This is a genomic window from Mycobacterium sp. NGS58, assembly GCF_059812385.1.
In genome coordinates this window covers 13067-39048 of the sequence record NZ_JCALCO010000002.1, presented here as the reverse complement: position 1 = coordinate 39048, position 25982 = coordinate 13067, and the positions used below count along the sequence as shown (strand labels likewise).

The window sequence follows — 25982 nt, the reverse complement described above, 5'->3', positions numbered from 1 at the left end:
GCTGCCAAGGAGCCTGCCGGCGGAGGTTATGCCCGCACCGGCACCAGGTACTCGGACGTATAGAACTCCCCGGGATTCTGCGAATTGGCATTCGGCCGCTCGATGATCACCCATACACCGGTGGTGCCCGGTCGAATTGCGTCGGTAACGGTGGCCGTTCCGTTTCCGGCGCCGTCCAGATCCATTCCGGTAAAGGCGGTTCCCGGGTCTCCGGGTCCGCAGGTCGACGACGACGGGCGGGGTTCTTCGATGAGGCCGACGTCGTAATGCATGCCCGGCTCGGGACCGTCGACCAGATGCACCTCGGCGACGGCTCGGCCCCCGCCGGTGCGGATGATGGCCGAACCGGTGCCGAGCATCGGGCCCGGCACCTTGGGGGCGATAGCGACCTTGCTGAAATCGCAACGCCGCAGGTAGTTGTCGAACACGACGGTGGTGCCGCCGCCCTCGGCCGCCGCCGTGCCGATGGCCGAAGTCGAGGCCGGGCCGATCAGCAGCGCGCCCGCGGCCGCGCAGGTTCCCAGGCGTGTCAGCGCGTGCATAGGGCCACCCTTTTCCATCATGTGAAATGGATCACAGCGGAATAAGTATTGACCCGGAAATGGCGCGCTTAAACCTCGAAAAGAAATTACTACGTCGTTAATTCACGCGCACTATTCAACCGATGAATAATGACGCGGCGACGCCATTTGCGAGCCGGTGCTCAGTTCGCGCGCTACGGCTTGATGCGAATAGGTCCGGGCGACCACCATCCGGTGCGGACGGCGGTGCCCAGGTCGAGTTGCGCCGGGCGCGCGTCGGCGATGGTGTCGAATTTACGCAGTGATCCCCAGTCACGGCCCCAGTCGTGCGACAAGTACGTCGACATGACGTGGGCCCGCAGCAACAGGTCGGTGATGCCCAGCAGCCCGCCGTTGACGCCATCCTGCCAGGTGTCGGTGTCCTGCTTCTTGGCGTTGTAGTCGGGGGTGATACGGAACTCCGGGATCTCGGTGACGCCGTTGGAATGCAGCATCGGCTGCTGGCAGGGGAATGCCAGCCCAACAGCCCAGTCCATCAGAACCGGCCGCTTGGAACCGATGTACTCCTGCAACGAGCGCAGCTCCGGCACCCGCGGCGGCGTCAGCGCGATCCAGTCGTCGGGTGTCAGCGACAGGTCCTCGGCGACCACCCGCACCGCGATGGCGTCGGCGGGCATCTGGGAGCGCGCGAAGCGCAGGTTCCGCCACACCTTCGGCTGCTCGCCGTACAGGTCGTAGGGCACTAGGCGGCCGGCTGGCTGCACCGCACCGCCCGGGCCGGGCCTGCCGAATTCCAGCTCCACGGTCTGTCCGCTGGTGTGGCCGTGCAGGATGCTATTGCCGGCGATGGTGCCCGCGGCGGTCACCACGACCAGCGGGTGTCCGTCGTCGGGCTTCGGCAGCTGGTACCACGCCGACGTAAGCCTGCTCTGCTGTTGCGCGCCGGTGGTGTAGCTGCCCGCCAGCGGAACCCGGCCGGGGTCGAGGCCGTACGGCAGCGGGACCGTCGAGCCGTTGACGCCCGGGGCCTTCAGCTTGAGCGGCGCGTCCCAGTCGTAGTCGGTGCCGGGCTGCGGCACCTCCGTTTCCTTGACCGACTCCGCCAGCGTGCGATCCGGTACGCCGTTGGGACTAAAGCCCGTGGGGTTCACACCACCCAACGGCCCGAGCGGGCCGAAATTGTCGGGCAGCGGCACCATGAAGCCGGCATTGCTGTCCGGCTCGACGAGCACGTCGTCTGCCAGCCCGCAGCCGCCGCTGAACTCGCGCAGGTTGTCCCAGGCGTTGGAGTAGGTGGGGTACTGGCGCACGATGCCGGCCACCATCGACGCGATGAACACCAGCGCCATGAACCCGGCCGCCAGTGGGATTGGCGCGGCGGTCAGTGCCCGCGCCAGTCGTCCTTCGCCACGGTCCCTCGGTGCGAAATGCAGATACGCCGCGTACAGCGCGACGATCACAAACAGCGCGAAAAAGACTGTGCTGATGCTGATTCCGTGGAACCTCGGCATCACGTTGTTGAACGGGACGCCGAAGCTCGACACGTACCACCAGCCGTTCGTGGTGGCGAAACACAGCGCCAGCACGAACAGCAGCGCCGCCAGGAATGCCATGCGGTTGCGCGACCAGCGCAAGCTCTCGTGCGACACCAGCACCGTCGTCAGCGCGGCCATCGCTGCTCCCACCGCGGCGAACAGCCCGAAGTGGTGCACCCACTTGGTGGGGGTGAACATCAGGAAGAACATGGTGCCGAAGATGACGCCCATCAGCCGCCAGGCCGGCCCGCGCGCAACCCCGGGAATCCGCTTGCGCCGCAGCATGATAAAGACGGCCGTGAACAGACACAGCGCCGCGATCAGGAACCCGAAGCGGCGCGACAGCGAGCCGTCGACGGTGGGCAGGATCAGGTAGTAATAGCGCAGGTTCTCGGTGTACCAGGCCTGGCTGGGACCGATGGCGGTCCGAATTCTAGTTGCTTCCAACACCGTTGACAGCGTCTGGTCGGCGAACACCACGGTAAGGATGACCGTGCCGGCGGCCAGCATCGGCGCCACCAGCGGCCAGGTACCGACCAGGCGATGGCGTTTCACCAGAATGCGCAGGATCGGGCGGCCGCCGGCGACCAGCGCGGCCACCGCGATCAATCCGGTGGGCTGGACGCCGAGGGTGAATGCGGCGGTGATGACCGCCAGCGCCGCGGGCGTCAGCCGGCTGTAGCGCATGGACCGCTCGATCAGCACATAGGTAATCAGCGACCCGACAGCGATGATCGGTTCGGGGCGCAGCCCGTTGTCGAACGGCATCCAGGCCGTCAACAGGACCATGCCCGCCGCCCAGTTCGCGGCCTTGCTGGCGGCCACCGCGGGCCCCAGCCGGGGCAGCACCTCGCGCGAGAGCAGCAGCCAACAGACGATTCCGGCGATCAAGTCCGGCAACCGCATCCACAGGCTGGCGTCGGTCACGTGAGTCATCAGCGCCAGCAGGTTGTAGTACCAGCCGAAGGGGTCCTCGGGGCTGCCGAACCAGCGGAAGTAGTTCGACATGTAGCCGGCGCGGTCGGCGACGCGGGCCATGCCCAGGATGTAGCCGTCGTCGGACGAGTTCGCCCCGATCACATGCCACAGCACGAAGCCGGAGATCACCGTGACGTCGGCAAGGGTGAACGTTCGCCAGTTCGCCGGGATGAGCCGGCGCATCCGGTGACCGTCCAGCTGATCGAGCCGCCACAAGGCGATCAGCGCGACGATGGTGGACACGATCGCCAGCACCATCGCGACCAGTTTCAGCGTCGTCGGCGTGGTGGAGAACCGGGTGTCGATGGTCGCCGAGAGCTTCAGATCCGCCGGGGCCGGCCCGTTCAGGTCGGTGAACACCCCGACGATCTGTGGCCGCAGGTTCGGGTCGGGGAAGCCGCCACCGAGCGGTTTGCCCGCCGGATCGTTGAGCCCGACGAAGTAGGCGAAGGCGCCCGCTTTGGTCGAGGTGATGTCGATGCGCTGACATTGTGGTGAGTCCACCTGATCCCGCGCCGCGCTGGCGATTACCACGTTGCGGTCGGTGACGTCGACGCGCTTGCCGTTGACGACCACGAACAACGCGTTGAGGGCGGCGTCCTTGCCCTTCTTGGGCGCCGTCGAGAGCACGACGCCGCCCTCCGGCGGCAGGGCGCGCACGACCGAGCACGGCACGGTCACGTGCACGTCGACCGGGGTCAGCGAAATCAGTGGCGCGGTAACGCTGTTCAGCTTGCCGTTCTGCGGCCAGTTCAGCGTTGCGGTGGTCTGCACGACGGGCAGCAGCGGCGTCGCGACCGACAGGATGAAACCGATCAGCCCGGCGATCGTCGCGACCCAGCGCGTCACGCGCACGTCTTGGCGGGGTGCCGTTTTGCCCTCGCGGTTGTCGACGGTCGTGACGCTCATGGCAGCGCCCGAATCGGTCCCTGGCGGCTCCAGCCGTGCACTGTCATCACACCCTGTTCGATTACGGCGTCCGGCGCCTGATCAGCCGGCACCAACCGGAAGTACTGCTCCACGGATCCCCAGTCGCGATGCCAGTCGCCACGCAGGTACGTCGCGATCGTCGAGGTACGCAGCATCGCCTGAGTGATCAGGAACGGACCACCGTCCTCGCTGGCCTGCCACCCGTTCGACGACGCCGCCGTTTGTTTGTGATCGGGCAGGATGCGGTACTGCGGAAGTTCGGCAACGCCAAGGTGTTCGGAGAGCGGATGCTGGCAGGGGAAGTTCGCGGCGGTGGCGATGTCCATCAGCACGGGCGTGTGCGAGCCCATCAACTGCTGCAGGGTTTGCAGCACCGGGACGCGCGGCGGCGTGACCGCGAACCACTGATCCGAACTCAGGTTCGGGTCGTACGCGACGATGCGCGCCACATTCGCCTCCGGCGGCGCCCAGGTCAGCGGGAACCGGAGGTTGCGCCACGCCGGCTCCGGCCCGATGTCGATCGGATACACCTCCGCCAGCGGCTGGGTGGTGCCGTCGGGACGGGCCAAGTCGCGGTGGCCCCACTGCAGTTTCAGCTGCTGGCCGTAGGTGAAGGTGCCGTCCTCTTTGTACGACCAGATGGCGCCGGCCGCCGTCACCACGACGATCGGCCGGTCCGGGCTACGCGGCGGCAGCTGGTACCACGCCGAGGTCGCGGTGGCGGCCAGCGAATTCTCGCCGTAGCTGCCCATCACCGGGGTGCGGGCCGGGTCCAGTCCGAACGGCAGCGCGGCATGCGACCCGTTCACCCCGACCGGGCCTTTCCCGCCGGCCGTGCCCGCGGAGTCGCTCATGGTGGCATTGGGTTTGTTTGGTGACCCGGTGGAATTCACCACGCCGGGCTTGGTGACCACCGGATAGGACCTGAGGTCATCGCCGACACCGTCGGGTTTGAACCCGACCGGGTTGCTGCCGCCGAGCGGGCCGTCCGGGCCGAAGGTCTGCCCGGGCGCCGGCTGCAGCATGCCGGCGTTGGGATCCGGCTCGGTCAGCACGTCGTCGGCCATGGCGCAGCTGGCCGGCGAGAGCCCCGAAGTGATCGCGGCGAGGTTGGCCTTGCCGGTCGTGTACAGGGGATAGCGGAACACCGCGCCCTTGGTCAGCGAGGCGACTTCGCCGACCACCATGATCGTCGCGACCACCAACAGCGGGGTCGACGCCAGGACCCGGTTGCGCCGGTTGTCCTTGACCTCGGTGTGCCCGGCGTAGTCCATCCGGAAGTGCTGCCAGGCGGCCAGCAGGCCGGTCGCGATCGACAGCGCCAGGAACATCGACGTCACCGGGTGGCTGGCGATGACCGGCTGGATGTCATACCACGGCACCCCGTAGTTACCGACGTAGAACCAGCCGTTGACGCCGGAGGTCGCCACCGCGAGCACGAACAGCAGCGCCGTCACGTACAGCGTCAGGTTGCGGCGGTTGTGCAGGCCGATCCGGGCCAGGGCGAACGCGGTCACCGCACCCAGCGCCCCGGCCAGCCCGGCGAACGCGCCGAACTGGACCGCCCACTTCGTCGGCGTGAACGTCAACAACAGCAGGCCGAACGCGGTGGTACCGATCAGCCGCCACGCCGGGCCGCTGGCCACGCCCGGGATCCGGCCCCGGCGCAGCAGGGTGACCAGCATCCCGAACATGCACAGCAGCAGCACCAGCACCGCGAATCGCCGTGCCATCGATCCGTCCGGGTTGGATTCCACCGTGAGGAAGTAGTAACGCAGCCAATCCTGGTACCAGGCGATGGTCGGGCCGACCTTGTACTTGATCCGGGCCGACTCGCCGACCGTGGCCAGCGTCTGACTGCGGAACACGACCACGAGGATCAGCGACAGCGACGCAGCCAGCACCGCCAGCGGGGCCAACAACCCGTCGGTCGCCCGGCGGCGCCGGATCGTCTGGGCGACGGCCCGCGCCCCGGTCAGCAGCGCCGCCACGGCGACCAGGCCCTGCGGCGCGAGCGTCGCGCTCAGCAACGCCACGATGACGGCCACCGCCGCGGGCGCCAACCGCCGCAGAGCGATCGCACGTTCCATCAGCATCCAGGTGACCAGCACGCCCAGGGCGATCAGCGGTTCGGGCCGCAGACCGTTGTTGAACGGCAACCACGCCGCCACGAACACCGCACCCGCCGTGAAGACCGCCACCCGGTTGGCGGCGAGGCCGCCGCGGCCCGGCCCGAGCCGGCGCAGCACCCAATGGCTGATGATCAGCCAGCACGCGATCGCGGCGACCGTGGCGGGCAGCCGCATCCACACGCCGGCCGTGCTCACCGTGGCCATCTTGGACAGCAACCCGAGATACCAGTCGAAGGGCGCGTCCGTGGTGCCGAAGTAGCGGTAGTAGTTGGCGATGTAGCCGGCGCTGGGGGCGACGCGCGCGATGGTCAGGTTGTAGCCGTCGTCCGACGAGGTGGCGCCGATGACGTGCCACAGCAGCAGGGTCGCGATCACCCCCGCATCGGCGATCCAGGTCGCGATTCCCACCCGGCGCCAGTTGCCCAGGCGCGTACCGGGGCGGTACCTGGAGAGCCAGGCGATTGGGGAACGCCAGTTGAGCAGCGTGCTGCCGCCTCGGCTGCGCCGATCCAGCACCGCGAGCGCGACGATGGCCGTCAGCACCGCCAGGGCCCCCAGGACCATCACGACTTCCTTGAGGACGGTGGGTGCGGTGATGAATCGGGTGTCAACGTCGATCCGGGCCGACAGCCCCGGCCCTGCGGACACCTTCATGTCGGTGAAAACCCCGCCAACCTGAGGCTTCTTTTCGGCCGGCAGCACCCCGGAGGCGCCGGGTATGCCGATGAATTCGGCGCCCGTCGCGCCGGCGTTGGCCCAGACGTGCAGCGCGCTGCAGCCCCCTGCGGCGACCGCCGAGCGCTGCGCGACCGTGGCGACAGTGTCCCGGAATGCGACGACGACCACGTCGGTGTTGGCCCGCACGAAAAGCCCGTTTTTCCCGGCGTCTACGCCGCCGGGCGGCAGCGTGGAAACCACCAGGCCGCCGGCGGCGGGCAGGGTGGCGATGTCCGGGCAGGGAATGGAGATATCCAGCGCCCGCGGGGCCCCCGACACCAGAGGAGCGGTGATCTGGCTGACGTGCCCGTCCGTGCTGCCTTGGGGCCACAGGACCGTGGCGGTGGTCTGTCGCACCGGAAGCAGCGGGACGGACAGGCACAGCAGCAGGCCCACGATCCCTGCGATCGCGGCCACCGACCGGGGCATCCGCTGCGATCGCTCTTTACCGTCGTGGGGCACGAGGCTCGATCGTAAGCGACGAGGCTTTGTCCGATGAGGACGCGGGGCCGCGCAGCGGCCCGGCGACGGGTCGGACCGCCGCGGTTGTCCGATGCGCACGAGGGACCGCGCAGCGTCTCAACACAAGAAGTCCGCCACCGAAAGCTACGTGCGGACGCGGCTTGCCAGCGTGGGGAGCCCGGGCCCGGCCAGGTCGGGCAGGGCGGCCGGACGCCCCGTCATGGCCAGCAGCAGTGCCTCGCCGGGGCCGGTCACCTCGGGACCGTCGCCGTGCGTCCACTCGACATCGGTCGCGCGCAGGCGCAGGCCCCGGATCCTGCGTCCCGCGCCGAGCCGGGGATTACCGGGCACCAGGGGAAGGATTCGCGCGACCCGATCGGGCGGCACGACGCGCGGCCGATCAAGCGCGCGCCGGATGTCCTGGTGATGGATGGTGCCGTCGACGAGTGCGATCATCCCGCCGAAACCTGCTGTGAGTCCGCGTGGTTGGAGGTGGCTGCGCAGGAAATCCAGCAGTTGCTGCGGGGTCAGGGCGGCAAATTCGTCGACACCCACCTGGTTTGCCCGCACGATCCAGCCTTTGGCGAACCTTTTCAACAACCCCAGGGCGCCGAGCTCCTCGTAACTGATCACGTGCGCGACAACGTCTTTCACGGTCCAGCGGGTGCAGAGGGTGGGCGCATCCCAGTCTCGCGGTGTCAGGGTGGCAAGGAACTCCGCGAGGTCGGCCCGCTCCTCGCGGGCCATGGTCATCAGGTCGGGACTCATCGCGGGTCGCCTACGCTGAACAGCCCCGCGTACCGGTCTAGGTACAACGGCCAACCCGCATCGCCGTCGATGCCGTCGGCGACGGACTCCCAGCCCGGTCCGTGCCGGTCCAGATGGCGGTGTTGCAATTCGACCCGGGTGCGGTCGTCGGACTCGGCGGTGAAGCGCACTTCGACCTCGCTTGTCTTGGCCGAGTCGGTTTCCACCTGCCATGTCGGGCCGATATCCCAGCTGAACATGACGCGGTGGGGCGGCTCGTAGACCAGGATTCGCGCCCATCGGCACACGCTGCCGTCGACGCCGCGGTCGTAAATATGGCCGCCCACTTGGGGTTCGAACACGGTCTCGGCGATCGGGACCGCCAACAGATTGTGTTCACGCGGCTTGAATGCGCCGAACTGTTCGGTAAAGACGGCGAACGCGCGCTCGATGGGTGCGTTGACGACGACGCGGTGGTTGACGTCGGGAGTCCGCTGCGTCATGTTGCTCCTTCGTTCATCTCGTCGATGGTTTGGGCGTAGCCGGCCAGCGCCTGTGTCCAGAACCGGTCGAGATCGGCGCGTAGTGCCTGCAGGCCGGTGGGGTCGAGTTGATAGACCCGACGGGTTCCCGCGGCGCGGTCGCGCACCAGCCCGGCGGACTTGAGCACTTTGAGATGTTGGGACACAGCCGGCCTGCTGACCGGCAGATCGCGGGCCAACTCGCCGACCGCCGACGGGCCGTGGGCAAGGCGCTCCACGATGGCCCGCCTGGTCCCGTCGGCCAGCGCCAGCCAGACGTCACCCGCTTGGTAAGTGACCACGAACCGTAAGTCTAGGCTTACCGATAACGAACCTCAAGGAACGGGGGCTGAGCTGTACACGCCTGACGCGCCAGGGCGAGCGTGCATTTTCGAGATGCGTTGTGCGCCTTAGTGCCTCAGCGGGGCCGGGCCCCACAAGCCGCTACGCGTCGCCCTCCCCAGCAAGAGGTGGGCAGGCTCGGCGTCGGGGTAGTAGGGCGTCAGCCGTTGCAGCGAGCCCCAGTCGCGAGACCAGTCGTCCTTGAGATAGGTGGCCATGGTGGTCGCCTTGGTCAACAGCTCGGTGACGCCTAACGGGCCGCCGCCGTTGTTGTCCATCACCGGTGAGTTGGCCTCGGCGCCGAACCGGTCCGGCAGGATGCGCCATCTGGGCGTCTCGTCGACGCCGTTCTGATGGCCGAACGGTCGCTGGCAGGGGAAGGCCAGCCCGACGAGCCAGTCCAAGAACACCGGGTCGGTGGAGCCCACCACGTCCTGCAGCGTGCGCAACTGGGGAATCCTGGGCGCGGTCAGCGCGATCCAGTGCTGCGGAGCCAGATCTTCGTCGTCGGCGACCAACCGAATCTGGGTGGCGGCGTTGGGAATCGCGGACATCGCCAACCGCAAGTTGCGCCAGGCCGGCGACGCGCCCACGTCCGCGAATTGGAGCGAGCCTTGCGCGTGCCCGCCGGCCGCCTGGTCGTCGGTGGCCCACTGGACCTGGACCTCGCGGGGGTCGAAGCGACCGGCCGCACTCACCACCAGCAGCGGCCCCGCCTTGTCCCGGGCGGGCAGTCGGTACCAGCTGGACCGCAGGTGCGCGGGCACCTGGACGCCGGAGCGCCAGCTGCCCAGCACCGGTGTGCGCGCGGGGTCGAGGTTGAAGGGCAGCTGAGCGGACGAGCCGTTGATCCCGGGTGCGGGGGTGGTGCCGCCCTCGGTGCCGGCCTGGTTACTGCCGGTCTTCTCTTCGTCGTTGACGAAGCTGCGGTCACCCGGGCGTTCCATCACCGGGTCCGCGCGGACGTCGGCGGGAATCCCGTTGGGCGTGAACGCTTCCGACAGGCCCGCTCCCAGGGCTTCTCCCACTGAAGGGCCCACCGACGCGCTCACCGGGGTCAGCATCCCGGCGTTAGGGTCCTGTTCCACCAGCACGTCTTCGGCCAGTCCGCAGGACTTGCCGGTCAGGGCCTGCAGGTTGGAGCGACCGACCGACCAAGCCGGATACTGGCCGGTCATGGCGAGCGTCAGCGAGGCGACCTCGAACACCACCAGCAGCCAGGTCGCAATTGCCAAGGGGGACTGGACGATTCCGGCCGCCCGTGCGCCCAGGCGGGTCTTGGGTGGCCCATTGTCCGGGTCGACGAAGTGGAACCACGCCGCCAACAGCAGCACCACCACCGTCAGTCCGAGCAGCGCGGTGGCGAAGGCGTAATGCCAGGCCGGGAACTCATTCGACCAGGGCACACCGAAATTCGACACGTACCACCAGCCGTTGACGCTGGCGAACGACAACGCCACCAGGAACAGGACCACGGCGGCGTACACGGTGCGGTTACGCCGGGAGCGCATCGCCACGGAGGTCACCGCGACCGCGGCCAGCGCGCCCAGCGGCCCGGCCAGTCCGGCGAACACCCCGAAGTGGTGGGTCCATTTGGTGGGGGTGAACATCATCGCCACGAACGAGATGATGGTGATCCCGACGATGCGCCGGCTCGGCCCGGTGGCCGTGCCCGGAATCCGGCCCTTGCGCAAGGACATTGCGACGGTGATGCCCAGCGCGAGAATCAGCGCCAGCACGGCGAAGCGGCGGGCGACCGACCCGTCGGGGCTGGCCATGAACAACCGCTCGTAGCGGATGTGTTCGTCGAACCAGCTGAGGCTGGGCCCGACGGCGCGCTTGAGCATGCTGGCCTGAATCTCGCCGGTCAGCGTCTGGTCGCGGAAGATCAGGATGGCGGTGACGGTGACCGCGGCCAGCAGGGGCGCGATCAGCGGTAGCGCGCCGAACCGTTTGGAGCGGCGGTGCAGGATGGTTCGCAGCGGCCCGATCGCGACCAGCAGCGCGCCGATCGAGGCGATGCCCGTCGGACCCGAGAACAGGGTCAGCGCGCCGATGATGCAGGCGATCGCCACCGGCAGCAGCCGGCTGGTGGCCACCGCGCGCTCCACCGAACACCAGGTCAGCAAGATGCCCAGGGCGATGATCGGCTCCGGGCGCAGGCCGTTGTCCAGCGGCAGCCAGACGGCCAGGAACATGCCCGCCGCCGTCCAGGCCGCGGCGCGGTTCTGTTTGACGGCATGGCCCAGCCGGGGCATGACCTCGCGACTGATCACCCACCAGCACGTCAGCGCCATCGCCAGGGTGGGCAACCGCATCCAGACACTGGTGGTGCTGACGTGTGCCCACAACGCCAGCAGGTCGTAGTACCAGCCGAACGGCGCCTCGGGCGTGCCGAGCCATCGGTAGTAGTTGGCCATGTAGCCGGCGTGCTCGGATACCCGGGCCATGGTGAGGATGTAGCCGTCGTCGGAGGTGTTGGCGCCGACGAAATGCCACCACACCAGGACGCCGATGACCAGTGCGTCCAGACCGCCGATCGACCACCAGCGGGCGGGCAGGAACCGGCGGTGCCGGGTCCCGTCGGCGGTGTCCAGAACGTGCAGGGCGACCAGGGCGGCGGCCGTGAGCACCAGCCCGAGGATCATCGCGGCCATCTTCAGCGGGGTGGGGCTGCTGCTGTAGCGGGTGTCGATGGTCGCCGAGAAGTTGAGGCCGGACGGCGCCGGTCCGCTCAGGTCGGTGAAGACGCCGACGATTTGGGGCCGGAAGTCGTAGCCGCTTTTCTCGCCGCGCAGCGGCGCCCCGGGATGCTCGGCGTTGGGTCCCTGGGTCAGCCCGACGAACTCGGCGGTGACCCGGTCGGCGTGCGCGGTGAAGGTCAACCGCTGGCACGCCGGACTGAGCACCTGGCTCAGCGGCGCGGTCACCACCGGGACGTTGCGCACCACCAGCACCAGGTCGTTGTTGGCGCGCACGATCAACAGGCCCCGGTCGACGGCCTTCGGCGCCTGCTTGGGCACCGTCGACAACAGCACCGTCTTGCCTGCGTTGCCCCCGCCGGCCAGTCCGGCGGCCGCCTCGCACGGGACGGTGACGGTCAGGTCGGTGGCGACGTAACCGATCAGCGGTGCGTCGACACTGCCGAAGGTGCCGTGCGTGCCATTTTGGGGCCAGTTCAGTTGCGCGGTGGTCTGGTCGACCGGAAGCAGCGGGGTGGCGATCGCCAGCAGCACGCCGAGCAGCCCGGCGACAGAGGCAACCAGCCGGGCGATCCGGTGATTCGCTTCCCTGTCGTTCACGGAGCTAGATGCTAGTTCTTCGGCCCTTGGAGGCGCAGTGTCGGTGCTCATCAGCGGTTACGCCCCCGGCTTGCGGATGGCCAGCACAAATGGGCCGACGCTTTGGACGACGAAGCGCGGATTGTCGAAGAGGGCTCCGCGCAGATCGACGGTGTAGCGCCGCACGTTGGGCTGGTTGGGGTAGACATCCTCGGCCAGTCGCAGCGTGTAGTTTCCCGATGCGCCGCGGCGCATCAGGAAAACGGTCGGCGGTGGCCATGGGCATGTGTCCAGGGCATGGATCAACTCGTCGGCGGTCTTGAGGTTGGACCACTTGTTGATCTGCGCGGCGCGCAGGTCGAACTGGGCCAGCGGGTTGGCGTAGTGCGAGGTGAGTCCCTGGAATCCCCAGTACGGGTAGAAGGACAGGAAGCTGTAGTCGGCCGTCATCACGACGGTCTGATCGCGGGGCTTGCCGGTCACCTGCGTGATGGCGTGATCGATGGTGGCGTAGAACTTCTCGGCGCTGGGCGGCCGGCGGTCCCCGCGCTGCCCGTGACCGTCGGTGTCGGTGTAGGCGATGGTGAGGTCGGGCCGCAGCACGTCGGGGATGTCCTGGCTGAACGCGATCGCGGCGGCCAGGCCGAGGGCGCCGGCCACCGGGGCGATAGCGCGGCCCCAGCTGCGGTCGCGGCCCGCGGCGGCGAGCGCCTGCGCGAGTTCGAGGAAGCCGAACGCCCCGGCGGCGACCAGCAGCACGCTCAGGGTCGGCTGCAGCCGGAACGACAACAGGGTGGTGCGCGCCAGCGTGGTGAGCATCGACAGCAGCGACCACAGATAGATGGCCAGCACGCCGATGGCCAGGGCGCCGGCCCGCACCGAGGAACGGGCCCGCAGCACCAGCCACAGGGTGCCGATCAGGCAGACGACGCCCAGCAGCGTGAACTGCAGCATCGGGAACGTCAACTCGGCGCCGTCGGCCGGCAGGTAGTGCATGGCGCTGCCGGAGTTGCTGACCGGGCTGTGGACGGCTCGCACCACGAACGGGAGCCACGTCGTGCTGGCGATCACCACGGCGATGCCGGCGATGACGGCCAACCGCCGCAGAGGATCGAGCGCCGCTCTGAAGCCACCGGTCTGCCGGTTCCGCCACCAGCGCACGCCGGCCAGCCACAGGGCCATCAGCGCAAGCGTGAACGCGCTGAACCCGGAGAGCAGCGTGTACCAGGTCGCCGTCCAGCCGAGAAACAGCCCGGCGGCGATCACCGCGCCCCAGCCCGCGCGACTGGGCGCGTCCGGGCGGTCACCGGCGCGCAGACCCGACCAGGTCAGCACCAGCATCGGCGGCAACAACATGGTGATCATCGCCGAGTAGGGCTCGGGCGAGCCGTAGGCCAACGTCACGGCGGCCGTCGCGGTGGTGACGATCAGGGCGTATTCGAAGCGGACCATCCGCCACCACAGCACCAGCGCGACCGCGACGGCGATGGTGATCGAGGTGATGGCCCACGGCTTGAAGATCTCCCACGCCGGCGTCCCGGAGAGCGCCGCGGCGCGCCCACCGATCCAGAACCAGCCCGGCGGGTAATACGCCGGCAGGCCGAGATAGGTCATGTCACGCAGGGCGGGGCTGTCCGCCAGGCGGGTCACGTATTCGGTGCGGAACTGCTGGTCGACCGAGATGCCGAACAGATACAGCTTGGTCGCCCCCAGCGGCATGCCCAGCGTGACGACGGTGAACGCGGACACGAAGCCCAGCCCGGCCAGTTGGGTCAACAGCCGGCCGCGCGGACGGGCGCAGCGCCGCCACGCGAAGCCGACGGCGACCAGCCCGGCCAGGCAGCCGACCTGCCCAACGGTGGTCAGCGCGTGCAGTTGGTTGGACGACGGGAACGCCGGCCACTGGACCCGGGCGATGGCGCTCAGCGATACCACCGCGACGGCAACCGCGACCAGCACCGCCAAAGCCATCTGGCCGAGAGTGGCCAGCGCGTTGCGCATTATCAGATGGGAAGCTTGCGGAAGACGGGACGTGGGACGTGTCGCAACACCATCATCACGTAGCGGAATGCTGCTGGTGCCCAAACCAATTCCTTACCTTTGGCGGCCGCGGTCACCGCGAGGTTGGCGACGTACTCTTTGTCGACGGTCAGCGGCGCTTCCTTGACGTGCGCGCTCATCCGGGTACGCACCTGGCCGGGCCTGATCACCAGCACGCGAACGCCGTACTCGCGCAACGCTTCTGAAAGTCCCAGGTAGAAGCCGTCCAATCCGGCCTTGGTGGAGCCGTAGACGAAGTTGGACCGCCGCACCCGCTCGCCGGCCGCCGAGCTCATCGCGATGATCTGACCGAAGCCCTGGGCGCGCATCTTCTCGCCCAGCAGCACACCCACCGAAACCGCCGCGGTGTAATTGATCTCGGCGGCCAGCACCGCCTTGTGCTGGTTCTGCCACAACTCCTCCGCATCCCCGAGGATGCCGAACGCGACGATGGCCACGTCGACGTCGCCCTGGGCAAAGGCCGCCTCGATCATCTTGGGGTGGGTGTCGGGATCGGTGGCTTCGAAATCGATCAGCTCGACCGAACGAGCGCCCGCGGCCTGCATCTGCGCCACCGCGGCATCGCGACCCGGGTCACTGGGCATGGCGGCCAACACAATTCGCGCGTGCGCGTTCTGCAGGTAGCGCTCGCAGATTGCCAGGCCGATCTCGGAGGTTCCGCCGAGCAGCAGGATGGTCTGCGGATTCCCTACGGCATCGAGCACCATTAGAGCAGCTCCAAACGTCGGGCCATGTCCGAGGCGAATACCCGCAAGGGGTCGGCCTTACGGCGCACGGCGATCCATTCGTCGATGCGCGGGTACATGGCGTGGAAGGTTTCGGCGCTCACGCGGGAATCCTTGGCGGTGTACACCCGGCCGCCGAATTCCAGCACGCGCCTGTCGAGTTCGTTGAGGAACTCGTTGATCCCCGGCTTGTTGGGGAAGTCCATGGCGACGTTCCAGCCCGCCATCGGGAAACTCAGCGGCGCGCGGTTGCCCGGACCGAAGAGCTTGAACACGTTCAGCGCGGAGTAGTGGCCGCTGGTCTGGATCCAGCGAATGATGGCCTTGAATTCGTCCATCGCGTCCGGCGGGACCAGGAACTGGTGCTGGGCGAAACCCCTTGGGCCGTAAGCGTTATTCCAGCCGCTGACCAGGTCGAGCATGTGGTAGAACTGCGACAGATTCTGGATCTTGCCGCTGTACGTTCCGCCCAGCCGGTAATACACCTCGCCGATCGCCATGAACGACAGCTTGTTCATCGCGCTGACCGGGAACACATCGGGCACCGTCAACAGCTGCGGCGCATCGAATTTCAGCGGGTTCTTGGCGAGCTTCTTCGGGAGCTGATCGAGCTTGGCCAGGCTGCCGCGGCTGACCGCGGCCCGGCCCAGCTTCGGCGGCGGGCTGATCAGATCGAACCAGGCGCTGGAGTACGTGTAGTTGGCCTCGCTGCCGTCGAGGTGAATGGCGACGGTTTCGTCGAGGTCCTTGGTGGCAACGCCGTCGGCGATGAAGTAGGCCGTCTCCGTCGGCGTCATGGCGATGGTGGCGCGCAGCACGATCCCAGTCAGGCCGTTGCCGCCGACGGTTGCCCAGAACAGCTCGGCCTCTGAAGCGGTTGGGCCCTCGGGGGTGATGGTGCGCACGGTGCCGTCGGCCATGAGCAGATCTACCGAGCGGACGTGGTTACCGAAGCTGCCCGCGCTGTGGTGGTTCTTGCCGTGGATGTCGCAGGCGATCGCGCCGCCGACGGTGACTTGGCGCGTTCCCGGCAGCACCGGGACCCACAGCCCGAACGGCAGGGCCGCCTTCATCAGCTGGTCCAGGCTGACGCCGGCGTCGACGTCGACCAGACGGGTATCGGCGCTGATCGAGTGGATGCGATTCAGGCCGGTCATGTCGATCACCAGGCCGCCGCCGTTTTGCGCGTTGTCGCCGTAGGAGCGGCCCAGCCCGCGGGCGATCACGCCGCGGCTCTTGGGATCGCCAGAGTCGGCCACCCGGGCTACCGCCTTGGCGATCACCTCCGGATCGCGGGTGGAGAGCACCTGGGCCACCGACGGGGCGGTGCGCCCGAAGCCCATCAGCTGGGCGGGCTTGGTCGGGGGATCGGTGCTCGACATCGTCAAAGAGGGTACCGCTTGCGCAGCGCGGCTCAGCGGATGCGGAAGATTACGGCCCGCTGCACGACGAAGTTGATTACCGTCGCGGTGCCTTGCGCGATGACGAACGCGACCAGGGGCGCCCAGCCGCGATAGTGCAGAAGCGCCAGACACAGATGGTTGAGCCCGACCTGGACGGCGAACGTGATGGCGTAAAGAACCATGACCGCGACGAACCGGGCGGTGCTGGGGGTCGCCTGGAAGGTCCAGCGGCGGTTGATCAGGTAGGCCGTGATGGTGCCGACGATGAAGCTGGTGGCCTTGGACAGGTCGACCTGTACGCCCACGACCTTCCACAGCAGCAGGTAGAGACCGAAGTCCACGATCCCCGCCAGGCCGCCGGTGACGACGAACCGGGTGACCTGCGTCGTCAGGCTCAAGTCCGGGCGCACGCCCTGGGACGTGGAATCGGGCAGCGGGGCAACCATCGAGGGGAGTCTAACGGGGTCGCCGGGAACTCCCGGGCAAGCGTCAGCGGGGCAGCTTGACCGAGATTAGCTCGACCTGGTTCTCGCCCTGCGGCGTCGAGTAGGTCACGGTGTCGCCGGGTTTCCGCCCGGCCAGGGCCTGGGCCAGCGGGCTGCGCGCGGTCAGGGTCTCGCCCTCCCGGCCGATCGGAGTCTCCTCGACGATCGAGATCACGTGCATCGTGACGACCTCGCCGTCGGCGAACCGCAGGGTCACCTCGGTGCCGCCGGGCAGCGTCACGGACGCGTCGGTGTGCGACGGCCCGGCCCGCAAGCGCCGGTCCAGTTCGCCGATCCGGTCGGTGAGCACCACCAGTTCCTCGGCGCGCTGGATCGCCTCGGCCGCGTCGCCGTGATCGCCCACCATGCCGCGGTCGTTTTTGACCTCGGCCTCGAGGCGGTCACGCCGTTGCCGTAGCCGGTCCAGCTCCGCTTCGAGGTTGTTCCGCGCGGCGTCCGCTGCCGATGGGACTTTTTTGCTCACGTCGGTGGACCTTTCGCCCGGTTGCTCAGGTGGCGTTCCAGTGTGACACCACGACGAGCGGGCCGCCAGCGCCGGCCGCACAGCCTGCACCGCCCGCGCCGTCATTGCGCCGCCCGGCGCGCGGGCGTCCGCATCGCATCGAGCCCGTCGGCCGCCGTGGCGGCGATTGTGCTCCGCACCATGTAGCGCGGCTCTGCCGCCGGCCACGGCCGGCCGCGATGCATGACCGCGCGGTTGTCCCACATCACCACGTCGCCCTCGCGCCAGGAGTGCAGATAGCTCATGCCGGGTGCGGTCGCCGCCTGGGTCAGCTCGGCGAGCAAGTCCTGCGCGGCTTTCCGCTCCATGCCCTCGATCGAGTAGGTGTGGGAGGCCATGTACAGCGCCTTGCGGCCGTTGACTGGGTTCTTCCAGACAAGCCGCCAACATTGCGGCGGCAACGCCGCGCGTTCAGCCGGTCCGACGAGGTCGGGCGCGATCTTGCCGCGCGAATGAGCGTATTCGTGCCAAGCGAAGGAATTTTCCAGGCGCCGCTGCAATGCCGGATCGAGGCGCTCGAACGCAAGCCGGGTGGAGACGTATTCGGTCTCGCCTCCCAGCGCCGGCACGATGCGCGACGACAGCACCGAAGCGAGCGCCGGCACCGCCTTGAACGAACTGTCGGTGTGCCAGAGCTGGTTCGCCTTGTTTTCCAGTGCGAGCCGGTCGTCTTCCGGCACCACGTTGCCCTGCCCGTCGAGGGTCGTGAGGATCACGAGGTTGGTGCCGTGGCCCTGCGTTTTCGGCTTGGCCACCTCGAGCGGCCCGAAGCGGCGCGAAAAGGCGAGCTGCGCCTCGTCGGTGACGTCCTGGTCACGAAGGACCAGAACCGAATGCTCCTCGAACGCGGCGCGCACCGTCGCGTATGCGGCGTCGGTGCCCGCGACGTCGTGGATGGTGACTCCGCGCAATTCCGCGGCAAAGCCCGGGCCCAACGGCACGATTTGCATCGGCGCCCTCCGTCGTTCGTCTGAGCACGACTGTCCACCCAAGTCGGGCGCCGGGCAAGCACGCGGGCCTTGCGCGGATGGCGACGGAAAACCGCCCCTACACCCAGTAGGGCACCCGGGCGCGGTACTGGCGCATGGCGAAGGCAGCCAGCAGCCAACCAATGGCGGTCAACACCAGCACCACGGCCCAGTGCCGCAGTTCCTGATGCGAACCCAGCAACGGCGCGCGCACGATGTCGAGATAGTGCAGCAGCGGGTTGAGTTCGACGATTTTCGACCAGCGCCCCGCACCTTGCTGTCGCAGGGTGTCGTCGTTCCAGATGATGGGCGTCATGAAGAAGAGCAACTGCACCACCGAAAAGAGCAACGGTCCGATGTCGCGGTAGCGGGTCGCGAGGATGCCGAAACACAGCGACACCCAGATACAGTTGAGCACGATCAGCACCAACGCCGGGATCACCGAAAGGTCGGCCCACGACCAGGGTTTGGGGAAGATCATCGCGATGACGACATAGATGACGATGTTGTGCGCGAACAGGATCATCTGTCGCCACACCAGCCGGTAGACGTGCACGCTCAGCGGCGTCGGCAGTTGCTTGATCAGCCCCTCGTTGGCGACGAACACGTCGGCGCCCTCCAGGATGGCGGCGTTGATCAGGTTCCAGATGATCAGCCCCAGCGTCACATACGGCAGATGCAGCGACAGTTCGAGATGAAAAAGCTTGGAGTACAAGCCGCCCATGGCGACGGCCGTGGTTCCGGTCGCGATGGTGATCCAGAACGGTCCCAGCACCGAGCGGCGGTAGCGCTGCTTGATGTCCTGCCAGCCCAGGTGCAGCCAGAGCTCGTGCCGGCGGAAGCCGTCGACCAGGTCGCCTCGGGCGCGGGTAAGGGTGCGCGACTGCGCCGCCGCGTCGATGAACGTCATCGGGGTCCTCCCGGTGTAGATGGTGGCGACCCGCTTCGCCCGGCTATGCCGCGCTCGCGATCGCCACGAGGCTTGCCGAACTGCTCGCGACGCCCCAAGCGCCGCAACCGGATCCATTCCAACAGGCCGCGCGGGTCGCGACGGGTCACCAGGAAGAACCAACCGAACCGCACCCACTCCTGCACCAGCAGCTTTCGCAGGCCGGGCTGCGACAGCAGGTAGCCGCGGTTGCGGTAGGTGTAGAACCGCTTGGTGTGGTTGTCGGGGTACTGGGTGTGCATGCGGCCACCCAGAATCGGCCGAAACTCCTCGGATCCGCACGGGTGCAGGTAGATCGTGTCCAGGCAGGTGCCGAACGGCAGCCCGGACCGAACCAGCCGCCGGTGCATCTCCACCTCGTCGCCGCGGATGAACAGCCGCAGGTCCGGGACGCCCACCGCGTCCAGGGTTTCGGCCCGAAACAGCGCGCCGTTGAACAGCGAGGCGATCCCGGGGAGCAGGTCCTGGCCCGCTTCTGTGCGCAATTCGCTTGCGCGCCTGCGCCATACCAAGCCGCGGCGCAGCGGGAAAGCCAGCCGCTCCGGGTCGTCGGCGTTGCAGACCATCGGAGATACCTCGGCAAGGCCGTGTTTTTGGGCACAGGCCAACAGGGTGGCCAGAACCCTCGAGTCCTGCGGGCGCCCGTCGTCATCGGCCAGCCATACCCAATCGGCGCCCTGGGCCAACGCATGCAAGATGCCCAGCGCGAAACCCCCTGCGCCGCCGAGGTTTCGGCGTGAGGGCAGGTAGGTGGTCGGGATTGGTTGGCCGGCCACCAGGTCGCGGATCCGCCCGGAGCCCGGGCCTTCGCCGGAAAAATCGTTGTCCACCACGATGAGGTGATCGGGCAGCCTGGTCTGCGTGCTCAGCACATCAAGCGACTTGGCCAGCTCGTCGGGGCGCCGGTGGGTGACAACGACGGCGAAGACGGTCTCACTCATCCCCGGATGCTCTTTGGGCCAGGGGTGTCTCGAGCCGATTCGCGGGCTGGGTCTCCTCCAGCACCTCGCGGACGTGCCGGGCCGCGTCCTCTCCTTCGTAGGCGCGCACCACGTCTTCGATGCCGCCGGACATGCGGATGACGCCATGGTCGATCCACATCGCCGTCTTGCACAGCCGGGCCAGGAATTCGTTGGAATGGCTGGCGAATACCAGAATTCCGGAGCGTTCCACCAGGCTCTGCAACCGCGACTGCGCCTTCTTCAAGAAGTCGGCGTCCACCGCGCCGATGCCCTCGTCGAGCAGCAGGATCTCGGGATCGATGCTGGTGACCACGCCCATCGCCAGCCGGACACGCATGCCGGTGGAATAGGTGCGCAGCGGCATGGACAGGTAGTCACCCAGCTCGGTGAATTCGGCGATCTCGTCGACCTTGGACAGCATCTGCTTTCGCGTCTGCCCAAGGAACAGACCGCGAATGATGATGTTCTCGTAGCCGGAGATCTCCGGGTCCATGCCGACGCCGAGATCGAAGACCGGTGCGACCCGGCCGGTGACCGTCGCCCAGCCCCGGGTGGGTTCGTAGATGCCCGAAAGTAGGCGCAGCAGAGTCGATTTGCCGGCCCCGTTGTGACCGACCAGGCCGACCCGGTCGCCCAGCTCGAGGGACATGGTGATGTCGCGCAACGCTTCGACCACCACAACGTTGGAGCTGTTTCGCCCGATCGTGCCGCCGGCCTTGCCCAGGAAGGCCTTCTTCAGCGAGCGCGACTTGGCGTCGAAGATGGGAAACTCCACCCACGCGTTGTGCGTCTCGATGTGCGGACCCGGCACCGTCAACTACTTAAGTTGGCTTACAGGTACTGGCCGTGCCCGGCCGCGCCGCCCGGCTTACCGAGGCCCGGAGGAAGCGCGCCCTGGCGCATCTTTTCCAGCTGCGCGCGGGCGGCCATCTGCTGGGCGAACAGCGCGGTCTGGATGCCGTGGAACAGTCCTTCCAGCCAGCCGACCAACTGTGCCTGGGCGATGCGCAATTCGGCGTCGGACGGGGCGGCGTCCTCGTTGAAGGGCAGGGTGAGGCGGTCCAGTTCCTCACGCAGTTCCGGCGCCAGGCCCTCCTCCAGTTCTCGGATGCTGGTCGCGTGGATCTCGCGCAGCCGGTTACGGCTGGCCTCGTCCAGCGGTGCGGCCCGGACCTCCTCGAGCAGCTGCTTGATCATCGTTCCGATTCGCATCACCTTTGCCGGCTGCTCGACCAGGTCGGTCAGGGAACGCTCGTCTGCGTCGTCTTCGGTGAGCGCCATCACTCGCGGGTCGACGCCGCCGATGATTTCGACGTCGTCGTCATCGTTGCGGGTACTCAATCCTTCACCATCCTTTGTGGACTATGGGTGTGGCGTTGTGCCGTTTCCGCGCCATTCATAGATTCGGGCACCGCCATTGTCGTAGATCAACGCCCACGACTTCGACTTATCCAGTGACACTAGTCCTTCGGGTACGGCGAACCCCCGGACAGTCGGCGTGCTGGTGTAGATGTACCGAATATTGAGCGCCTTAATCGCTTCGAGGACCCGCGGATCGGATTCGCCTTTGCGGGCCGAGGTCCAGAATATGTACCGGTTGGGACCCGGGCCCATCTGTTGTGGGTAGTCGTAGTGGGTCCACAGCGGATGCAGGTCGGCGACGGCGTACATCCAGGCGGTGCCGTCGGTGTTGGCGTTGCCGATCAACGTGTCGTGTGCGCCGGGCAGCTTGGCGAGATAGGCCATGGCCATCAGGTCGCGCTGGTCGATGATCACCGAGTCGTACTTGTCGCCGAATAACACCAGGTGCCGATACAGATAGTGGCGTCCGGTGAGCACGGTGATCGCCACCAGCAGCACGGCGGTGGCCCCGACCCAGACCGGGGCGGGCAGTGGTTTGAATCGGCCGGTCAGCCGTTTGGCGCCGGCCACGATGCCCATGACGATGGCGAACAGCGCGACTCCGGCCATCGGCTCCAGCAGCAGGGTGATGGCGGCCGAGATCCGGCGCGGATCCTTATAGAAGAACTCGCCGAACATCCCCGCCACCGCACCGATCGGGCCGCCGAGCGGCGTTCCCGCGTCGACCTCGACCACCACGAGGAGCAGCCAGACCGCCAGCGGCCACCAGATCCTCTTGTAGGCGAACAGCAGGCCGCCGAGGATCGCGAGCGCCATGAGCCCGTACTGGTATGGAAAGTCATTGAGGTGGCGGGAGTGCTGGAAGACGGCGTCGAAAAGTCCCCGCTTCTTGCTGAGGTGGGTCAGAAAGGAATGCCCGGCGATGATGTCTTCCTGTCCCTGGACGCTGATGAACTGTGGCAACAGGATCAGGCCGGAGGCCACCGCGACGCAGGCCAGGGCGACGAGGTCTACCAGCCGGCCGCGCACGGGACGCCACACCGCATCGATGAGCCACCAGGCCACCAGGAACAACAACACGATCACCCCACCGGTGATGTGCACGGACATGACGCCCACCCACGCCAGGACGGCCGCCGGAATGCGGTCGCGGTGTCGCAGCGTCGTGGTGATCAGGACGAAAGCCGGAACCGCGACCCCGTAGGCCGCGAGGTTGGGCATCGCGGCCACGCCGAACTCCACATAGGGGACCGCCGTGAACGACGCCGACAGCGCCGCCGCGGTGGCCGCCGCCCCGGCGCTGCGCCATTCGGTGGTGTGCCGCCGCACCAGATGCCAGGTCAGCATCGCCGCACTGGTGGGGAAGAGCCAGACCGAAGCGGCGACCGAACTCAGCGTGTAACCGGTGGTGGGCGCTGCCCCGGTCAGCTGGCAGAACACGGCGGTCAGGGCGTGAAACACCGAGGGGTAGTACAGCGTCTTGTGGGTCTCGACGTTGCGGAGCTCGCCCATGTGCGTCGACGACGCCTGGCCGGTGTCCAGGATGAAACGCACCTCGTTGGCGTGCCATACGGCGTCCCAGGTGCTCGGGATGGTCTGCCAATGGGCGGCGAGCCCGCGGTAGGCGGCCCACATGATGAGCAGCGCGCCCAACAGCACGCCCGCCCCCACCGTGATGGCGGGCCACCGGCTGACCCCGCGGGCTTCCGATTCGCGGTCGCGGTACCTGGCCAGCAGTAGCTGTAGGACGATCATCAGCAGGCACACCACGACCAGCGCCGCCAGCGCGGTCCAGCCGTTCCACGGAATCCCGATGGCACCAAACGGAATAATGGCGAGCGCGACCACGCCGAAGGTCAACGCAGGGCCGACCGCGACAGCGACCGACCAAGACAACTGACTGATGCGTGCGATGATCGCCCCGGGCGCTATCAGCAAGAACAATGCAATGAGCGTTCCGAACCAGAGCCCCACTCGACTAGTATGGCTGGCCGGGTGCCCTGGCTCGGGAGGCCACCAACTGGCCGGAACGACTGTGGGACCCGCTACCGTCACAGTTTCGCGAAAAGCGGAAGCCCTAAGGTGGCCCACATGGCATATGACGTCGCCCGGGTGCGCGGACTGCATCCGTCGCTGGGTGACGGCTGGGTACACTTCGACGCCCCGAGCGGGATGCTGATTCCCGATTCCGTCGCGACCACGGTGTCGACGGCTTTCCGCAGGTCCGGTCCCACTACCGCGGGTGCGCACCCGTCGGCGCAGCGCAGTGCCGCTGTTCTGGAGGCCGCGCGCGCGGCGGTGGCCGATCTGTTCAACGTCGACCCCGCGGGTGTCGTGCTCGGCGCCGATCGTGCGATCTTGTTGTCGGCGCTGGCCGAGGCGTCGTCGTCGCGGGCCGGCCTGGGCTACGAGGTCATCGTCAGCCGCCTGGACGACGAAGCCAACATCGCCCCGTGGCTGCGCGCGGCACACCGGTACGGCGCCAAGGTCAAGTGGGCCGAGATCGACATCGAGACGGGCGAGCTCCCGACGTGGCAGTGGGAGGGCCTGATCGGGAAGTCGACCAGGTTGGTCGCCGTCGCCTCCGCCTCCGCGACGCTGGGCACGGTCACCGACCTGCGCGCGATGACCAAGCTGGTGCACGACGTGGGCGGCCTGGCGGTGGTCGACCATTCCGCCGCCGCCCCGTACCGGTTGCTCGACGTCAAGGAAACCGACGCCGACGTGGTGGCGGTGAACGCCGCGGCGTGGGGCGGTCCGCCGATCGGGGCGATCGTGTTCCGCGATCCCGCCCTGCTCAACTCGTTCAGTTCCATCTCGCCGGACCCCAAGGCCGTCGGGCCGGCTCGCCTCGAGCTCGGCGCGCACCAGTTCGGCCTGCTGGCCGGGGTGGTGGCCAGCATCGAGTATCTGGCGTCGCTCGACGAATCCGCCCGCGGGAGCCGGCGCGAACGCCTCGCGGTGTCGATGCAATCCGCCACGTCGTACCTGAACCGGATCTACGACTACCTGATGGTGTCGTTGCGGTCGCTGCCGTTGGTGATGGTGATCGGCCGCCCGGAGGTGCGGATTCCGGTCGTCAGTTTCGCGTTGAACGGCGTGCCCGCCGAACGAGTCGTTCAGCGGTTGGCGGACAACGGGATCCTGGCCGTCACCAACGAAAGTTCGCGCGCCCTAGATGTGTTGGGCGTCAACGATGTCGGCGGCGCAGTCACCGTCGGCCTGGCGCACTACTCGACGACGGCCGAAGTCGACCAGTTGGTGCGCGCCCTGGCGTCCCTGGGCTAGACGGTCAGGACGACCTTCCCGGTCACCTTGCTCGACGTCAGCTGTTGATGTGCCTCACCGGCCTGCTGAATAGGCAGGCGCGCGCCGATGATCGGCCGGACGCGGCCCTCGGCGATCATCGGCCACACCGACGCGATCACGGCCTGCACGATCTCGGTCTTGCTGTTGGGGCCGGTGATCGGGCGAGCCCGCAGCGTGGTGCCGATGACCCGCGCCCGCTTGGCCAGCAGCTTGCCGATGTTGAGCTCGCCCTTGATGCCGCCCTGCATGCCGATGATCAGAAGTTGCCCGTCGGTGGCCAGGGCGTCGATGTTGCGGTCGAGATAGGAGGCGCCCATGATGTCGAAGATCACGTCGGCGCCGCCGGCCTCCTGCATGCGCGCGACGAAGTCCTCGTCGCGGTAATTGATGGTGATCTCGGCGCCGAGTTCGCGGCAGAACTCCAGCTTCTCCGCCGACCCGGCGGTCACGGCCACGCGCACGCCCAGCGCGCGTGCCACCTGGATGGCGTGGCTGCCGATGCCGCTCGCCCCGCCGTGCATCAGCAGCAGCTGACCCTTGCCGAGATGGGCGGTCAGCACCAGATTCGACCACACCGTGCAGGCCACCTCCGGCAGCCCCGCGGCGTCCACCAGGTCGACGCCAGGCGGAACCGGCATCACCTGGCCGGCCGGCACGGCTACGTATTCGGCGTAGCCGCCGCCGGCGAGTAGAGCGCAAACCTGCTGTCCGACAGACCAAGTCGTGACATCCGGCCCGACATCGGCGATGACGCCCGACACCTCCATGCCGATGATCGAGCTGGCACCCGGCGGTGGCGGGTATTTGCCGGCGGCCTGCAGCAGGTCGGCGCGGTTCACGCCGGCGGCGGCGACCTCGACCAGCACCTCGCCGGGGCCGGGGGAAACATCGGGTACTTCCTGCCACGAAAGCTGATCGGCGGATTCGGCGACGATGGCGCGCATGGTGGCCACGCTACCGAGTCCCGCTACCCTAATCAGCGGTGGCGTGGCAGAGCGGCCTAATGCACTCGCCTTGAAAGCGAGAGACGGCTAACACCGTCCGGGGGTTCAAATCCCTCCGCCACCGC

The 25982-nt window shown here is 67.9% G+C and carries 20 protein-coding genes and 1 tRNA gene; 2 read left to right on the top strand and 19 right to left on the bottom strand.

Features of this window, described 5'->3' with window-relative positions; genetic code table 11:
* Positions 1–26: 26 nt before the first annotated feature.
* The 18 genes from AC5Y4H_RS02135 to AC5Y4H_RS02050 all read right to left on the bottom strand — a co-directional run bounded on the left by AC5Y4H_RS02135 (position 27) and on the right by AC5Y4H_RS02050 (position 23578).
* On the bottom strand, positions 27–542 hold the full coding sequence (locus tag AC5Y4H_RS02135; protein ID WP_499978191.1) for a hypothetical protein: 516 nt from the start codon (positions 540–542) through the stop codon (positions 27–29).
* 173 nt (positions 543–715) lie between these two features.
* The gene (locus tag AC5Y4H_RS02130) at positions 716–3943 is read right to left on the bottom strand and encodes an arabinosyltransferase domain-containing protein (RefSeq protein WP_499978188.1); all 3228 of its coding nucleotides are present in this window, start codon (positions 3941–3943) and stop codon (positions 716–718) included.
* Positions 3940–7275, bottom strand: a complete 3336-nt coding sequence (locus AC5Y4H_RS02125; protein WP_499978186.1) for an arabinosyltransferase domain-containing protein — start codon at positions 7273–7275, stop codon at positions 3940–3942. Before AC5Y4H_RS02125 ends, AC5Y4H_RS02130 begins: the two co-directional genes overlap by 4 nt.
* 144 nt (positions 7276–7419) lie before the next feature.
* Positions 7420–8043, bottom strand: a complete 624-nt coding sequence (locus AC5Y4H_RS02120; RefSeq protein ID WP_499978184.1) for a maleylpyruvate isomerase family mycothiol-dependent enzyme — start codon at positions 8041–8043, stop codon at positions 7420–7422.
* Positions 8040–8525, bottom strand: a complete 486-nt coding sequence (locus AC5Y4H_RS02115) for an SRPBCC family protein (protein ID WP_499978182.1) — start codon at positions 8523–8525, stop codon at positions 8040–8042. The genes AC5Y4H_RS02120 and AC5Y4H_RS02115 overlap by 4 nt, the downstream gene beginning before the upstream one ends.
* The gene (locus AC5Y4H_RS02110) at positions 8522–8845 is read right to left on the bottom strand and encodes an ArsR/SmtB family transcription factor (protein ID WP_499978179.1); all 324 of its coding nucleotides are present in this window, start codon (positions 8843–8845) and stop codon (positions 8522–8524) included. Before AC5Y4H_RS02110 ends, AC5Y4H_RS02115 begins: the two co-directional genes overlap by 4 nt.
* Before the next feature lie 108 nt (positions 8846–8953).
* Positions 8954–12238 (bottom strand): arabinosyltransferase domain-containing protein, encoded by a 3285-nt coding sequence (locus AC5Y4H_RS02105; protein ID WP_499978175.1) that lies wholly within the window; start codon positions 12236–12238, stop codon positions 8954–8956.
* A 6-nt stretch (positions 12239–12244) separates the two neighbouring features.
* A complete protein-coding gene (locus tag AC5Y4H_RS02100) occupies positions 12245–14167 on the bottom strand; it encodes a galactan 5-O-arabinofuranosyltransferase (RefSeq protein ID WP_499978173.1) in 1923 nt (640 codons plus the stop codon).
* Between the two features lie 2 nt (positions 14168–14169).
* The gene (gene dprE2, locus AC5Y4H_RS02095; RefSeq protein ID WP_499978171.1) at positions 14170–14934 is read right to left on the bottom strand and encodes a decaprenylphospho-beta-D-erythro-pentofuranosid-2-ulose 2-reductase; all 765 of its coding nucleotides are present in this window, start codon (positions 14932–14934) and stop codon (positions 14170–14172) included.
* Complete coding sequence (gene dprE1 / locus AC5Y4H_RS02090; RefSeq protein WP_499978170.1) at positions 14934–16334, bottom strand: decaprenylphosphoryl-beta-D-ribose oxidase; 1401 nt, start codon at positions 16332–16334, stop codon at positions 14934–14936. The genes dprE2 and dprE1 overlap by 1 nt, the downstream gene beginning before the upstream one ends.
* A 32-nt stretch (positions 16335–16366) precedes the next feature.
* Complete coding sequence (locus AC5Y4H_RS02085) at positions 16367–16801, bottom strand: GtrA family protein (RefSeq protein ID WP_499978168.1); 435 nt, start codon at positions 16799–16801, stop codon at positions 16367–16369.
* Between the two features lie 43 nt (positions 16802–16844).
* Complete coding sequence (locus tag AC5Y4H_RS02080; RefSeq protein ID WP_499978166.1) at positions 16845–17324, bottom strand: GreA/GreB family elongation factor; 480 nt, start codon at positions 17322–17324, stop codon at positions 16845–16847.
* 101 nt (positions 17325–17425) lie between these two features.
* On the bottom strand, positions 17426–18313 hold the full coding sequence (locus AC5Y4H_RS02075; protein ID WP_499978164.1) for a TauD/TfdA dioxygenase family protein: 888 nt from the start codon (positions 18311–18313) through the stop codon (positions 17426–17428).
* Between the two features lie 97 nt (positions 18314–18410).
* On the bottom strand, positions 18411–19241 hold the full coding sequence (gene wzm, locus AC5Y4H_RS02070; protein ID WP_499978162.1) for a galactan export ABC transporter permease subunit Wzm/RfbD: 831 nt from the start codon (positions 19239–19241) through the stop codon (positions 18411–18413).
* On the bottom strand, positions 19238–20221 hold the full coding sequence (gene glfT1 / locus AC5Y4H_RS02065) for a galactofuranosyltransferase GlfT1 (protein WP_499978161.1): 984 nt from the start codon (positions 20219–20221) through the stop codon (positions 19238–19240). The genes wzm and glfT1 overlap by 4 nt, the downstream gene beginning before the upstream one ends.
* On the bottom strand, positions 20214–21053 hold the full coding sequence (gene wzt, locus AC5Y4H_RS02060) for a galactan export ABC transporter ATP-binding subunit Wzt/RfbE (protein ID WP_499978604.1): 840 nt from the start codon (positions 21051–21053) through the stop codon (positions 20214–20216). Before wzt ends, glfT1 begins: the two co-directional genes overlap by 8 nt.
* Before the next feature lie 20 nt (positions 21054–21073).
* Positions 21074–21523: a bacterial proteasome activator family protein gene (locus tag AC5Y4H_RS02055; RefSeq protein WP_499978603.1), complete on the bottom strand. Its 450-nt coding sequence runs from the start codon at positions 21521–21523 to the stop codon at positions 21074–21076.
* Positions 21524–21604: 81 nt separating this feature from the next.
* Positions 21605–23578, bottom strand: coding sequence for a DUF6541 family protein (locus AC5Y4H_RS02050; RefSeq protein WP_499978159.1), 1974 nt, complete (start codon positions 23576–23578; stop codon positions 21605–21607).
* Between the two features lie 117 nt (positions 23579–23695).
* Between AC5Y4H_RS02050 and AC5Y4H_RS02045 the strand changes: the two genes are divergently transcribed.
* Positions 23696–24892 carry a cysteine desulfurase-like protein gene (locus AC5Y4H_RS02045; RefSeq protein ID WP_499978158.1) on the top strand — a complete coding sequence of 399 codons (1197 nt, stop codon included), beginning with the start codon at positions 23696–23698 and terminating at the stop codon, positions 24890–24892.
* Here AC5Y4H_RS02045 and AC5Y4H_RS02040 read toward each other — a convergent pair.
* The gene (locus AC5Y4H_RS02040) at positions 24889–25857 is read right to left on the bottom strand and encodes an NAD(P)H-quinone oxidoreductase (RefSeq protein ID WP_499978157.1); all 969 of its coding nucleotides are present in this window, start codon (positions 25855–25857) and stop codon (positions 24889–24891) included. The two genes, AC5Y4H_RS02045 and AC5Y4H_RS02040, sit on opposite strands and share 4 nt — an antisense overlap.
* Before the next feature lie 37 nt (positions 25858–25894).
* Between AC5Y4H_RS02040 and AC5Y4H_RS02035 the strand changes: the two genes are divergently transcribed.
* Positions 25895–25981: transfer RNA gene (locus AC5Y4H_RS02035), tRNA-Ser, on the top strand.
* Position 25982: the final 1 nt, after the last annotated feature.